The 13593-nt window shown below is 76.1% G+C and carries 9 protein-coding genes; 3 read left to right on the plus strand and 6 right to left on the minus strand.

The features are described 5' to 3' along the window. Positions 1–7 precede the first annotated feature (7 nt). Entirely contained in the window at positions 8–2269 is a 2262-nt protein-coding gene (locus ABT238_RS19535) for a LuxR C-terminal-related transcriptional regulator (protein WP_350769616.1), read from the plus strand. An 80-nt stretch (positions 2270–2349) separates the two neighbouring features. On the opposite strand, the gene sucD is transcribed toward ABT238_RS19535, so the two are convergent. From sucD to ABT238_RS19560, 5 genes are all read right to left on the minus strand, one after another. Then, the gene (sucD, locus tag ABT238_RS19540) at positions 2350–3234 is read right to left on the minus strand and encodes a succinate--CoA ligase subunit alpha (protein WP_350570583.1); all 885 of its coding nucleotides are present in this window, start codon (positions 3232–3234) and stop codon (positions 2350–2352) included. 19 nt (positions 3235–3253) lie between these two features. After that, complete coding sequence (sucC, locus tag ABT238_RS19545) at positions 3254–4426, minus strand: ADP-forming succinate--CoA ligase subunit beta (protein WP_350570585.1); 1173 nt, start codon at positions 4424–4426, stop codon at positions 3254–3256. A 379-nt stretch (positions 4427–4805) separates the two neighbouring features. Next, positions 4806–6011 (minus strand): VWA domain-containing protein, encoded by a 1206-nt coding sequence (locus ABT238_RS19550; RefSeq protein WP_350570587.1) that lies wholly within the window; start codon positions 6009–6011, stop codon positions 4806–4808. A 68-nt stretch (positions 6012–6079) separates the two neighbouring features. Next, on the minus strand, positions 6080–8431 hold the full coding sequence (locus tag ABT238_RS19555) for a DUF5682 family protein (RefSeq protein WP_350769654.1): 2352 nt from the start codon (positions 8429–8431) through the stop codon (positions 6080–6082). A gap of 73 nt (positions 8432–8504) precedes the next feature. Further along, positions 8505–9599 carry an ATP-binding protein gene (locus ABT238_RS19560; protein ID WP_350570590.1) on the minus strand — a complete coding sequence of 365 codons (1095 nt, stop codon included), beginning with the start codon at positions 9597–9599 and terminating at the stop codon, positions 8505–8507. A gap of 200 nt (positions 9600–9799) precedes the next feature. On the opposite strand from ABT238_RS19560, the gene ABT238_RS19565 reads away from it, so the two are divergent. Then, positions 9800–11125, plus strand: a complete 1326-nt coding sequence (locus tag ABT238_RS19565) for an SWIM zinc finger family protein (protein ID WP_350769670.1) — start codon at positions 9800–9802, stop codon at positions 11123–11125. A gap of 60 nt (positions 11126–11185) precedes the next feature. Beyond that, positions 11186–12808: a DUF5691 domain-containing protein gene (locus ABT238_RS19570; RefSeq protein ID WP_350769677.1), complete on the plus strand. Its 1623-nt coding sequence runs from the start codon at positions 11186–11188 to the stop codon at positions 12806–12808. A 93-nt stretch (positions 12809–12901) separates the two neighbouring features. Here the strand turns inward: ABT238_RS19570 and icmB are convergent, their stop codons facing one another. Then, complete coding sequence (gene icmB / locus ABT238_RS19575) at positions 12902–13309, minus strand: coenzyme B12-dependent isobutyryl CoA mutase small subunit (RefSeq protein ID WP_350570593.1); 408 nt, start codon at positions 13307–13309, stop codon at positions 12902–12904. Positions 13310–13593: the final 284 nt, after the last annotated feature.

A 13593-nucleotide genomic window follows, 5' to 3' on the forward strand; every position in this document is an offset into this window, starting at 1 on the left:
GCGTCTGATGACCAAGCCCCCGACCGTCGAACACCCCGGCAACCAGCCCGCGCCCGCGACGCAGAGCCGCAGCGGGAAGGGGCGCCCCGCCAAGGCCGGGTCCGGACACGGCCGGGGCACCGCCGCCCCCGCCGGGAAGGGCCAGGCACCGCCCGGGCAGGACGCGGCCGCCGGCCTGCTGCGCCGGCTGACGGCACGTGAGGCCCAGGCCTTCGCCCACCTGGCGGCCGGCCGGGACCTCGCGGAGACCGCCGCCGCCCTCGGTGTCACCACCACGACCGCCCGCAGCTACCAGCACCGGGCCCTGCGCAAGCTCGGTACCCGCACCCAGGACGAGATCACCGCCCTCGCCGCCCTGCTGTCCACCCCGGACGCCACCGACGAGGCCCGCCCGAACTCCGCCGACGCAAAGCCGCGACGCGGCGCCGCGAGGACCGGCGACCGGGCGGAGCCAAGGCCCCCGGCCGACGGCGAACGGCCATCCCCCGAGCGGGGCGCTGCGGCAGCCGCCGCACTGGGCGACCCCGCCGCCCGCGCGAGAACCGACACCCCGGCAACGACCGGGGTCGACGGCAGGACGGAACCGGGCACCCCGGCCGACGGCGAACGGGCCCTCCGCGACACGCCCGGCGCACCCGCCCCGACGCACACACCGGGCCGGGACACCGCAGCCGCCACGCCGGGCGGCCCGGCCTCGGCCGACGCGCGAACGGGCCGCGCCGAGGCGGCGGCCCCGCCCGGCACGGGCCCGGTCGCCATGGCCTCGCCGACACGGCAGGAGGACACCCACCGTCCGGAGGCGGACGCCGCCGGCACCAACCGACCGCGGGGCGTCCGCGACCCCGGCCTGATTGGCAAGGACCCGACCGCGCGTCGGACGGCCGGGGGCGGGGGCAAGCCGCGGACCGTGTCCGCCGGGCAGGCGATGACAGGGCAGCCGTCGACTGCGGGGCGAGACGGCGGCGAGGCCGCCGAGCGCGCGGCCGACGCCGGTCGCGGATCGGCAGAACGCGACGACCGCCGGGCGACGGCGAAGGAGTCGGCCACGGCGGCCACCGGCGGGCCGACGCCGCCGGGACGGGACCGCAAGACCGCACCCGGGTCGGCGACGGCCGGACGCACTCGCGCGGCCGCGAAGCCGGCCGCCGCGACCGCCGGACGACCGGACGCGCCGGGGCCGGCCGGCGGGACCGGCGGCGACCGGGCGGCGACCGGGCGCGGCGACGGGCCGGGGACGGGGTTCGAGGAGGTGTACGAGGCGGCGCACACCCGGCTGGTGCAGCAGGTGTTCCTGCTCACCGCGTGCAGGCACCGGGCCGTGCACTGTGTGGGCCGGGCGTTCGGCGAGGCGCGGCGGCGGTGGGCGGCGGCGGTCGCGGGCGGCGATCCGGAGGCGTGGGTGCGGGCGCGGGCGTTCGAGCTGGCGCTGTCGCCGTGGCACCGGGGCGGGCCGCGGCGCACGCACGTCTGGCGGCTGCCGCACCGCCGGATCAAGGTGCGCCCGGCGGACGAGGCCCAGGCGGTGCTGCCGGACCACGACCGCCTCACCGACCACGACCGCGCGCTGCTCAAGGCGCTCCGCCGGCTGTCCCGGCCGCGGCGGCGGGCGCTGGTGCTGCACGACGGCCTGGGGATGCCGGCCGCCGCCGTGGCGGTGGAGGTGGAGTCGACGGTGACGGCCGCCGAGGGGCGGGTGTGGGCGGCGCGGGCGGCGCTGGTGCGGTGGGTGCCCGAGCTGGTCGGGCCGGATCCGGCGGCGGACGGGTTCGCCGACCGGCTCTGCGCGCTGATGCACCGGGCGGCGGTGCGCGGGGCGCCGCAGCCGCACCGGGCGCCGGTGCCGCTGCTGCGGGCCCGGCACGGGCTGGCGAACGCGGGCCGGACGGGGGCGGCGGCGCTGCTGACGGCCGCGGTCGGCGGCGCGGTGGTGGCGACGCTGGCGGGCGGGGGGCCGGGTGAGCTGTTCCGGCCGCCCGGTCCGCCGCCGCCCTCGCTCTGCGCGCCGTTCCCCACCTCGGCGACCGATCCGGACGCGCCGCTGCCCCTGCTGGCGGACGGTCCGCCGTCGGGGATCCGCAGCCTCTGGTGCTCGCCGACGCCGGGGCTGGAGCCGGTCGTGCTGGATCCGCCGCCGCCCCGCGACGGGCCGTACCGGCCGCCGACGGGCGGGCGGGCCGCCGAGGCGCTCCCCCCGCCACGGATCGTGGCCGCCGAACCGCAGGGCTGCGCGCCGCCCTGGTCCCTGCACCCCTGCCCGGCCACCGGCTGAAAGCCGCCGCGCGACCGGACAGCACGGCGCCCCGCCCGGATTCCCGGACGGGGCGCCGTGGTGTGCGAGCGGGGAGGGCGTCAGCCCTTGATCAGCTCACGGGCCAGGCGAGCGGTCTCGGACGGCGTCTTGCCGACCTTGACGCCGGCGGCCTCAAGGGCCTCCTTCTTCGCCTGCGCGGTGCCCGAGGAGCCGGAGACGATGGCGCCGGCGTGGCCCATGGTCTTGCCCTCGGGGGCGGTGAAGCCCGCGACGTAGCCGACGACCGGCTTGGTCACGTTCTCCTTGATGAAGGCCGCGGCGCGCTCCTCGGCGTCGCCACCGATCTCACCGATCATGACGATGAGCTCGGTCTCCGGGTCCTCCTGGAACGCCTTGAGGGCGTCGATGTGGGTGGTGCCGATGACCGGGTCACCGCCGATGCCCACGGCCGAGGTGAAGCCGATGTCCCGCAGCTCGTACATGAGCTGGTAGGTCAGGGTGCCGGACTTCGAGACCAGGCCGATCTTGCCGGCCTTGGTGATGTCGGCCGGGATGATGCCGGCGTTCGACTGTCCGGGGCTGATCAGGCCGGGGCAGTTCGGGCCGATGATCCGGGTCTTGTTGCCCTTCGAGCCGGCGTGGGCCCAGAAGGCGGCGGTGTCGTGCACCGGGACGCCCTCGGTGATGACGACGGCCAGGCCGATCTCGGCGTCGATGGCCTCGACGACGGCGCTCTTGGTGTGCGCCGGCGGCACGAAGATGACGGTGACGTCGGCACCGGTCTTCTCGATGGCCTCGGCCACGGTGCCGAAGACGGGCACCTCGGTGCCGTCGACGTCCACGGTGGTGCCGGCCTTGCGCGGGTTGACACCGCCGACGATCTGGGTGCCGGAGGCGAGCATGCGGCGGGTGTGCTTCATGCCCTCGGAGCCGGTCATGCCCTGAACGATGACCTTGCTGTCCTTGGTAAGGAAGATAGCCATGGTGTGAAAGTCCCCTTCCTTACTTGTTGGCCAGCTCGGCGGCGCGGTCGGCCGCACCGTCCATGGTGTCCACCTGCTCGACGAGCGGGTGGTTGGCGTCGGTCAGGATCTGACGACCCAGCTCGGCGTTGTTGCCGTCGAGGCGGACGACCAGCGGCTTGGTGACCGCCTCGCCCTTCTCCTCGAGCAGGGCGAGGGCCTGCACGATGCCGTTGGCGACCGCGTCGCACGCGGTGATGCCGCCGAAGACGTTGACGAAGACCGACTTGACGTCGGTGTCGCCGAGGATGATCTCCAGGCCGTTCGCCATGACCTCGGCGGAGGCGCCGCCACCGATGTCGAGGAAGTTGGCGGGCTTGACGTTGCCGTGCTTCTCACCGGCGTACGCGACCACGTCGAGGGTGCTCATGACGAGACCCGCGCCGTTGCCGATGATGCCGACCTCGCCGTCGAGCTTGACGTAGTTGAGGCCCTTGGCCTTGGCGGCGGCCTCCAGCGGGTTGGCGGCGGCCTTGTCCTCGAGCGCCTCGTGCTCCGGCTGGCGGAAGTCGGCGTTCTCGTCCAGGGAGACCTTGCCGTCGAGCGCGATGATCTTGCCGTCGCCGGACTTGATCAGCGGGTTGACCTCGACCAGGAGGGCGTCCTCCTTGATGAAGACGGTCCACAGGGTCTGCAGGACATCGGCGATCTGGTCGGCGACCTCGGCCGGGAACTTCGCGGCCTCGACGATCTCGCGGGCCTTGGCCTCGGTCACGCCCTCGTTCGCGTCGACCGCGATCTTCGCGAGGGCCTCGGGCTTGGTGGCCGCGACCTCCTCGATGTCCATGCCGCCCTCGACGCTGGCCATGGCCAGGAAGGTGCGGTTGGCGCGGTCGAGCAGGTAGGAGACGTAGTACTCCTCCTGGATGTCCGCGGTCTGGGCCAGCATCACCTTGTGCACGGTGTGGCCCTTGATGTCCATGCCGAGGATCTGCTCGGCCTTGGCGACGGCGTCCGCCGGGTCGGCGGCGAGCTTCACGCCGCCGGCCTTGCCTCGGCCACCCACCTTCACCTGAGCCTTGACGACGGCGCGGCCGCCGAAGCGCTCCGCGATGGCGGCAGCGTCTGCGGCGGTCTCGATGACATCGCCGTCAAGCACGGGCACGCCGTGCTTGGCGAAGAGGTCCCTCGCCTGGTACTCGAACAGGTCCACGTGTTTGTCCTTGTTCGTGGTCGCGGATTGTGTCTCTACGAGCGTGCCACGGCAGGATCTTCGCTGCGGGTCGTCGGGGCGGTGCGGGTACGCAGAAGTACGGCCTTGCGGCCCACACAGCCACGGGCGCACACGTCAATCAACACGCGCGTCACGTCCGTCTGGCAGGTTATCCCCGTACGACGGGCGTGTTTCGCCCGAGGCCTGCCCGTCTTTGGTGAGAACCGTCACAGGACAGTTTAGGGGGCGTACGCCGGGCGCCCGGACGGGCGTCCCCGCCCGGCCGCGCCCCGGGTTCCGCCGTCCGGGTGAGGCTGGCTCCGTCGCGTTGACGGCCGGGCCGACAGCTCCGTTCACAGTCCCGGCCCCGTGCCCCGTCTCACACCCCCTGGTCCGGGACGGGGATCGGGCGCTTCTCGATCGCCGCCGCCATGATCTCCGGGAAGACGTCGGGGGTGCAGGCGAAGGCCGGGGCGCCGAGCGCGGCCAGCGCGGCGGCGTGCGCGTGGTCGTAGGCGGGCGCGCCCTCGTCGGAGAGCGCCAGCAGGGCGATGAACTGGACGCCGGCCGCCTTCATCGCGGCCACCCGCTTGAGCATCTCGTCGCGGATGCCGCCCTCGTAGAGGTCGCTGATCAGCACGACGATCGTCTCGGCCGGCCGGGTGATCCGGGACTGGCAGTAGGCGAGCGCCCGGTTGATGTCGGTGCCGCCGCCGAGCTGGGTCGCGAACAGCACGTCGACCGGGTCGGTGAGCTGCTCGGTGAGGTCGACCACGGAGGTGTCGAAGACCACCAGCCGGGTGTCCAGGCTCTTCATCGAGGCGAGCACGGCGCCGAACACCGCCGAGTGCACCACGGACGGCGCCATCGAACCGGACTGGTCGATGCAGAGGATGACGTCCTTCTTCACCGCGCGCTGGGCGCGGGCGTAGCCGACCAGCCGCTCGGGGACGACCGTGCCGTGCTCGGGCAGGTAGTTCTTCAGGTTGGCCCGGATGGTGCGGTCCCAGTCGATGTCGCGGTGGCGCGGGCGGTTGACCCGGGCGCTGCGGTCCAGCGCGCCGCCCAGGGTGGCCCGGGTGCGGTCGGCGAGCCGGCGCTCCAGGTCGGCGACCACCCGGCCGACGACCGCACGGGCGGTCTCCCGGGTGGTCTCGGGGAGCGCGTGCTTGAGCGAGAGCAGCGTGCCGACCAGGTGGACGTCCGGCTCGACGGCCTCCAGCATCTCCGGCTCCAGCAGCAGCTGCTCCAGCCCGAGCCGGCTGATCGCGTCCTGCTGCATCAGCTGGACGACGGTGGAGGGGAAGTACTCGCGGATGTCGCCCAGCCAGCGGGCCACCTGCGGGGCCGAGCCGCCGAGGCCGGCGCCGCGGCGGCCGGAGCGCGGCTGCCCGGCCCGGCCGTCCTCGCCGGCGCCGCGGTAGAGCGCGGCGAGCGCGCCGTCCATCGCGGCGTCCCGGCCCCCCAGGGTGCGGCCGGTGCCGTCCGCCTCGCCGCCGAGGACCAGCCGCCAGCGGCGCAGCCGCTCGTCGGCGGAGGTGCCGGGGTCGGTGGCGGACGCGGCGCCGGGGGTGGTGACTGCCATCGGGGGCTCCTCTGCGTGTGGTCTGTGGTCGGAAGGGAGAGGCGGCCGGAACGGGACGGCCGCCTCCGTCAGGTGTCGCGGCCCTCGGCCTGCCGGGGGATCCGCAGGTGCCCGCCCGGCTCCGCCGTCCCGCCCGGCAGCCCGAGCAGCAGGGCGACCACGGGCAGTGCGGCGTCGGCCCGCACCCGGTCCAACTCGACGCCCTCCCCGGCCGGTTCGGCACTGCCGGGGCCGAGCGGGCCGGCCGCCACCCGGCTGCCGACGGTGTGCCGGACCCCGGCCTCCAGGGTGGCGAAGGTCCGCCGCAGCAGCGGCAGCACGTCCGTGAAGACCTCCGCCGGAACACCCGTCAGCCAGCCGTCGAGCAGGCCGAGCAGCCGGGGGTCGTGCAGCAGCAGCGCGCCGCCGCCGGTCAGGAAGCCCTCGATCCAACCGGCCGCGTCCGCCGGGCTGTTGGCGGCGGACAGCACCAGGCCGAGCCGCCGTCCGGCCTCCGCGGAGTCGAGCCGGCCGTCGTCCAGCAGCAGCCGGACGGCGCGCCCGCGCAGCAGGCCGGGCACCCCGGTGGCCGGTCCGCCGGAGGGCTCGCGCCGGGCGAGCGCCCGCAGGGTGGCGGCCCAGCGGTCGGCGAGTCCGGCGGCGGGGCCGTCCGGCCCGTCCAGCAGGCCGATCGCGCCGTGCACCTCGTCGAGGTGGCCGCGCATCGCGGCCGCCCCGGCGGCGTCCAGGCCGGTGCAGGCGGGCGGCAGGCCGACGCAGATCCGGTCGGCGAGGCCGCCGGCGACCTCGCCGAGGGCGCCGTGGTCGGTCCCCCGGACGTCGCCGTAGCGCAGCGCGCGCACCAGGGCGGGCAGCGCGCCGGCCAGGTGGGCGACATCGGTGTCCAGGGCGGCGCAGTCGGCGAGCACCCGCATCACGGCGGGCAGCGCCTCGGCCAGCCCGGCCACCAGGCAGCTCTCCACCAGCCCGGTGAGCTCGGCGAGTTCGACGGCGGCCCGGGCGGTACCGACCGCCTTGCCGACGGCGGCCCGCTCGACCGTGGTGCCCCACTGGGCGGCCTCGGCGATCCGGACGGCGAACTCGGGCTGCCAGCAAAGCCGCCAGCTCTCCCGGAAGGTGCCGGTGGAGCCGACCGCGGAGCGGGTCGGCGCGCCCCAGTCGACGCCGAGCAGGCGCAGCCGGTGCAGCAGCCGGGAGCGGGCCGCGTCGGTCTCCTTGCGCAGGTCGAGGTCGAGGTCGCGCGCGGTGGGTTCGGGCTTGAGCCGCAGGGTCCGCTGGAGCCTGGCGAGGTCGCGCTGGAGCGGGACGGCGGGCGCGGCGTCGGGCACCTGACCGAGCGCGTCGCCGATCACCAGCCGGTCCCGGACGAGCGCGAGGGCGACGTCCGAGCCGTCGCACATCACCGCGCGGACGGCGTCCAGCGTCTCGGTGAGGCCGGCCAGCGGTCGGCCGCGCAGCACGGCGAGGGTGCGGGCCAGCCGGACGGCCTCGATGACGTGCGCGGAGGAGACCGGGTGGTCCTCGGCGCGCAGCAGGCCGGCGACCCGGGTGAGCCAGCCGGGCAGCGGGTCGCCGTCCGTGCGGTGCAGGTGGTGGTACCAGCCCGGGGAGACGATCCCCGCGCCGTAGCCGGTGAGTTGGGAGAGCCGGCGGTGCGTCCAGGGCACCCAGGTGATCTCGGTGCGCACCTTCTTCGGCAGCTCGGCGAGCAGTGCGCGGTCGTGCGCGACGGTCGGCATGGCGGCCAGCGCGGGGACGTGGAAGGCCCCGCAGACCACGGCGATCCGCTGGTGGCCGGCCCGGCGGGCGGCGCGGATCTGCTGGCGCATGTACGCCTCGCGCTGCTCGTCGCGCCGGCTCGCGCCGCCGTCCTCGCGCAGCGCCGTCATCGCCTCGGCGACGGCCGCGAAGGGCGCGAGCGGGTCCTCGTCGCCGCCGGGGCGGCGGTGCTCGACCACGTCCTCCCACCAGCGTTCCGGGTCGTCGTGGCCGGCGGCCTCGGCGAGCCGGGCGATCGGGTCGCGCGGCAGGTCGCCGTCCTCCCCGTCGGCGCCGTCCTCCCCGTCGGCGCCGCCGTCACCGTCCGCCTGCGCGGCGTCCGCGAAGGTGAAGCCGGCCGGCAGGTCGATGAAGCGGAGCGGGACGCCGAGGTCGGTGGCGTAGCGGATCGCCACCCACTCCGGCGAGAACTCGGCGTACGGCCAGAACGCGGCGCGGGCCGGGTCGTCGGCCGCGTGGGCCAGCAGGGCCACCGGCGGCACCATGTCCTTCTCCGCGGCCAGCCCGAGGATCGGGTCGGCCTCCGGCGGCCCCTCCACCAGGACCGCGTCCGGTCGCAGCCGCTCCAGCGCGGCGGCCACCGAGCGGGCCGAGCCGGGCCCGTGGTGCCGGACGCCGAGCAGCGTCACCTCTGCGCTCATCGCGCTCTCCCTCCCGGGTCTTCCGAGCTTGCGGTCGTGCGGTGCACGGTCGTGCGGTGCACGGCGGTGCCGTTCAGCGGGCGTTCTCACGGGCGGCGCGGTAGAAGTCCTTCCAGCCGTCGCGCTCGCGGACCACGCCCTCGACGTACTCGCGCCAGACCTGCTGGTCGGCGGCCGGGTCGCGGACCACCGCGCCGATCACGCCGGCCGCGACGTCGCCGGCCCGCAGCACGCCGTCGCCGAAGTGGGCGGCGAGCGCCATGCCGTTGGTGACCACCGAGATGGCCTCGGCGGTGGAGAGGGTGCCGCTGGGGGTCTTCACCTTGGTCCGGCCGTCGGTGGTGATGCCGGCCCGCAGCTCCCGGAAGACGGTCACCACGCGCCTGATCTCCTCGGCACCGCCGGGCAGTTCGGGCAGCTGGAGGGAGCGGCCGAGCTGTTCGACCCGGCGGCTGACGATCTCGACCTCCTCCTCCAGCGAGCCGGGCAGCGGCAGCACCACGGTGTTGAACCGGCGGCGCAGGGCGCTGGACAGCTCGTTGACGCCCCGGTCGCGGTCGTTGGCGGTCGCGATCACGTTGAAGCCGCGCACGGCCTGGGTCTCGGTGCCCAGCTCCGGGATCGGGAGGGTCTTCTCGGACAGGATGGTGATCAGACTGTCCTGGACGTCCGCCGGGATGCGGGTCAGCTCCTCGACCCGGGCGATCCGGCCGTCCGCCATCGCCCGCATCAGCGGGGAGGGGACGAGCGCCTCCCGGCTCGGCCCGTTGGTGAGCAGCTGCGCGTAGTTCCAGCCGTAGCGCACGGCCTCCTCGGGGGTGCCGGCGGTGCCCTGCACCAGCAGCGTGGAGTCGCCGCTGATCGCCGCGGCGAGGTGCTCGGACACCCAGGTCTTGGCGGTGCCCGGCACGCCGAGCAGCAGCAGCGCCCGGTCGGTGGCGAGGGTGGTGACGGCGACCTCCACCACCCGGCGCGGGCCGATGTACTTGGGGGTGATCACGGTGCCGTCGGGCAGCTCGCCGCCGAGCAGGTAGGTGGCGACGGCCCACGGGGAGAGCTTCCAGCGCTCCGGGCGCGGACGGTCGTCCTGGGCGGCCAGCGCGGTCAGCTCGGCGGCGAACGCGTCCTCGGCGTGCTGCCGCAGGACATCGGTCACGACGTCGGTCATCGGGGCTCCTTCGGGTCGGCCGCCGGGCACACGGATGCCCGGGCGACGGGGTGATCGGGGGGAGCCAGGCCGGCGTCCCGGCCTGTGGAAACCACCATGCACCGGACCACTGACAATCCTGACCGGACCTCAGTTCGGTCTCCCCGGCGGCGGCGCGACGGCCGGACCGACTGTCAGTGCCGCCGCCTACCGTCGTGGCCATGGAGGAACGCTGGAGCACCGAACACGTCCTGTCCCTGGCGCCCGACGCCGCCTCGAAGAAGGCCGCCGCCAAGCTGTCCGCGCCCGCGCCCTGGTCCGCCGCGGGCACCGACGGCGACGCGGTCTGGGGCGAGTGCAAGGGCAGCGGCAGCACGCCGTACCGCACGGTCGTCGAGCTCGCCACGCCCGCCTACCAGTGCACCTGTCCGAGCCGGAAGTTCCCCTGCAAGCACGCCCTGGGGCTGCTGCTGCTCTGGAGCGGCTCGCCCGGCTCCGTGCCCGACGGCGCCGAGCCCACCGACTGGGCCGCCGCGTGGCTGAAGGGCCGCCAGGACCGCGCCGAGCAGCGGGCCGTGCGGGCCGAGGCCCCGGCCGACCCGGCCGCCGCCCGCCGCCGGGCCGAGAAGCGCTCGGCCCGGGTCGCGGCGGGCGCCGCCGAGCTGCGGCTGCGGCTCGCCGACCGGGTCCGGCACGGCCTCGCCGACCAGTCCACCGCCGGCCCGTGGGAGGAGGTCGCGGCCCGCATGGTCGACGCCCAGGCACCCGGGCTGGCCACCCGGGTCCGCGAACTCGACGCGGTGCCGCAGCAGGGGCTGCTGGCGGAGTACGCGATGCTCCATCTGCTCGCCACCGCCGCGACCCGCCTCGACGAGCTGCCCGCGCCGCTCGCCGCGACGGTCCGCGCCCGGGTCGGCTACACCACCGAGACCGCCGAGCTGCTGGCCGGCCCGACCGTCCGGGACCGCTGGCAGGTCCTCGGCAGCCGCACGTCTCCCATGGAAGGGGGCACGGACGAGAGGCTGACCACCCGCCGGCTCTGGCTGCGCGGCGCCAAGACCGGCCGCCCGGCCCTGCTGATCGCCTTCGGCCGCCCCGGGCAGGCCCCCGAACTCGCCCTGCCCACCGGCCAGGTGGTTGAGGCCGAGCTGGCCTTCCACCCCGGCGCCCGCCCGCTGCGGGCCGTCCTCGGCACCCGCCACGGCGCCCCCGCGCCGGTGCCCGACGGCCTGCCGCCCGGCCTGTCCGTCGCCGAGGCGGTGGCCGGCTACGGCACCGCGGTGGCCGACGACCCGTGGCTGGACGCCTGGCCGACGGTGCTCACCGAGGTCGTCCCGGTGCTCTCCGAGGAGGGCTGGCACCTCACCGACGGCCGGCACACCGTGCCGCTGCACCGCGCCGCCGTCCCGGAGGCCGCGCTCTGGCGGCTCGCCGCCGTTTCCACCGGCCGCCCGCTCACCGTCTTCGGCGAGTACGGCCACCGCGGCTTCGCGCCGGTCACCGCCTGGGGGCGGGACGGCCGCCCGATCGGCCTCACCACGGCCTGAGCCGGCCCCGTCCCCGCCCGACGTCCACCCCACACCCGTTCCACCGGAGGAGGAGGCCCCGTGCCCGACCCCTGGGAGTCCCTGCAGACCACCGCCCTGCTGGGCACCGACCGCCGCCCGCTCCCCGCGCCCGGCCCGGCCGCGCCGTACGACGGCGCCGTCGACCGTGCCGACCCGGCCGCCGCGCTGCTCGAACTCGCCGCCCTGGAGACGGTCCGCCGCCGGGCCGGCGCGCTGCCCGCCCCGGCCGCCGCCCCGGCCGACCGGCCGGCCGCCGAGGACCCGCGCCCCGAACTGCCGCCCGCCGCCGCGCGCCGGCTCTCGCTGCTGCTCTCCACCCGCGGCGGCAACGGCGTGCTCGCCAACGTCGGCGAGCTGCTCCCGCAGTGGCTCGCGACCGCCCGCGAGCGCGGCTACCGGGTGCCCGCCGCCAGTGTCCCGGCCCTGCTGGACGCCGCCCGCGCCCGCAGCGAACTGCGGCCCGACGCGGTGGCGCTGGCCGGTCCGCTCGGCCGCTGGCTCGCCGAGCGCAACGCCGACTGGCGCTTCGTGCAGCGCGCCGCCCAGGAGCCCGTGCCCGCGCAGGAGCCCGTGCCCGCCCCGGAGGCCCCGGACGCCGCGGGCACGCAGGACGCCGCGCCCGCCGAGGGCGACCACCTGTGGCACGAGGGCCTGTTCGCCGAGCGGGTCACCCACCTCACCCTGCTCCGCCGCCGCGACCCGGCGGCCGGCCTCGCGCTGCTGCGCGGCACCTGGCCGACCGAGCGCGCCGAGGACCGGCTGCTGTTCCTGGACGCCCTCCAGGAGGGCCTCTCGCTCGCCGACGAGGACTTCCTGGAGGCCGCGCTCGGCGACCGCAGCAAGAACGTCCGGGCCACCGCCGCCGAACTGCTCTCCACCCTGCCCGGCTCCGCGCTGGCTACCCGGATGGCCGAGCGCGCCCGCGCCGCCGTGCGCCTCTCCGGCCATGGCACGCACCTGCTGGTCACCCCGCCCGCCTCCTGCGACCCGGCCATGCAGCGCGACGGCATACCGCCCAAGTCGCCCACCGGGCGCGGCGAACGGGCGTGGTGGTTCGGCGAGGTGATCGCCGCCGCTCCGCTCTCCCTCTGGTCCGGGCACACCGGCCTGACGCCCGAGCGGCTGCTCGCCCTGCGGGTCGGCGACGCCATCGACGAGACCAGCAGCACCTGGGCGGACGACCTGCGCGAGGCCTGGGCCCGGGCCGCCGTCCGCCAGCAGGACGCCGGCTGGGCGCGCGCCCTGCTCGGCCCCGCGCCGGTCCCCGGCCCCGGGCGCCCCGCCCGCACCACCGGCGCCCCCGCCAAGCTGCTCGCGGTGCTCCCGCCCGCCGAACGGGCCGCCTGGACGGCCGCCTTCATCGAGGCGCACGGCCTCGGCGACTCCTTCCAGCTGCTCGGTGCCTGCGCCACCCCCTGGACGCCGCCGCTGTCCACCGCGGTGGTCGAGGCGCTGGCCCGGGCCGCCGCCTCCGGCGCCTACCCGTGGAGCCACAGCGGGGTGCTCGGCATGACCGAGCGCGCGCTCTCCCCGCAGAGCGCGGAGGCGGTCGAGGCACTGGCCGCCGGGGCCGCGCCCGCCACCGCCTGGGGCGAGACCTTCGCCCGGCTGGCCGGGACGCTGCGCTTCCGCGAGGCGATGCTCGCCGAACTGGCGGCCTGACCGGACGACGCGCGGAGGACCGCCAAGAGGCCCGCAGACGAAGGGGCCGGTGCCGGACGGCGACGTCGTCCGGCACCGGCCCCTCGGCGGCTGTCAGCCGGCGGCGCGCAGATTGGCCTCGACCCAGGCGACCACGTCGCCGGTCGGCGTGCCCGGGGTGAAGATGTCGGCGACACCCATCGCCTTCAGTTCGACGATGTCCTCGTCCGGGATGATCCCGCCGCAGAACACCTTGATGTCCTCGGCGTCGCGCTCCTTCAGCAGCTCCAGCACCCGCGCGCAGAGCGTCATGTGCGCCCCCGACAGGATCGACAGGCCGATGCCGTCCGCGTCCTCCTGGATCGCGGTGTCGACGACCTGCTCCGGCGTCTGGTGCAGACCGGTGTAGATGACCTCCATACCGGCGTCGCGCAGGGCGCGCGCGATGACCTTGGCGCCGCGGTCGTGGCCGTCCAGCCCCGGCTTGGCGACCACCACGCGGATCGGTCCTGACACACCCATCACTGCCTCCCGGACCTCGTCGTCCATCCCCCACCGGACCTTGTGGGGCACGGGCGAGGTTAACGAGCAATAACCAATCTGAGGGGAGGGTAGCGTCACCCGCCGCGGTTGGCCGCACCGCCCCTCAAGACGAGGGGAAAATCACAGGACCGCCCACCGCCCCTCCTCTCTTCTACCCCGCAACCGCACACCCCCAGCCCCTTGACAACCGGACTTTTGTCCGGATGTCGGGCTTCCGGCTACAGTCACGGTCGTTTACCCCCCGCTACCCGCCCGCCGACGCG

This window comes from Kitasatospora sp. NPDC001527 (assembly GCF_040298605.1).
Taxonomy (GTDB): domain Bacteria; phylum Actinomycetota; class Actinomycetes; order Streptomycetales; family Streptomycetaceae; genus Kitasatospora.

Bases quoted from the DNA above. Each gene is read 5' to 3' on its own strand.
- ABT238_RS19535 (WP_350769616.1), top strand. From the start codon at position 8: ATGACCAAGCCCCCGACCGTCGAACACCCCGGCAACCAGCCCGCGCCC.
- sucD (WP_350570583.1), bottom strand. From the start codon at position 3,234: ATGGCTATCTTCCTTACCAAGGACAGCAAGGTCATCGTTCAGGGCATG.
- ABT238_RS19550 (WP_350570587.1), bottom strand. From the start codon at position 6,011: ATGGCAGTCACCACCCCCGGCGCCGCGTCCGCCACCGACCCCGGCACC.
- ABT238_RS19555 (WP_350769654.1), bottom strand. From the start codon at position 8,431: ATGAGCGCAGAGGTGACGCTGCTCGGCGTCCGGCACCACGGGCCCGGC.
- ABT238_RS19560 (WP_350570590.1), bottom strand. From the start codon at position 9,599: ATGACCGACGTCGTGACCGATGTCCTGCGGCAGCACGCCGAGGACGCG.
- ABT238_RS19565 (WP_350769670.1), top strand. From the start codon at position 9,800: ATGGAGGAACGCTGGAGCACCGAACACGTCCTGTCCCTGGCGCCCGAC.
- icmB (WP_350570593.1), bottom strand. From the start codon at position 13,309: ATGGGTGTGTCAGGACCGATCCGCGTGGTGGTCGCCAAGCCGGGGCTG.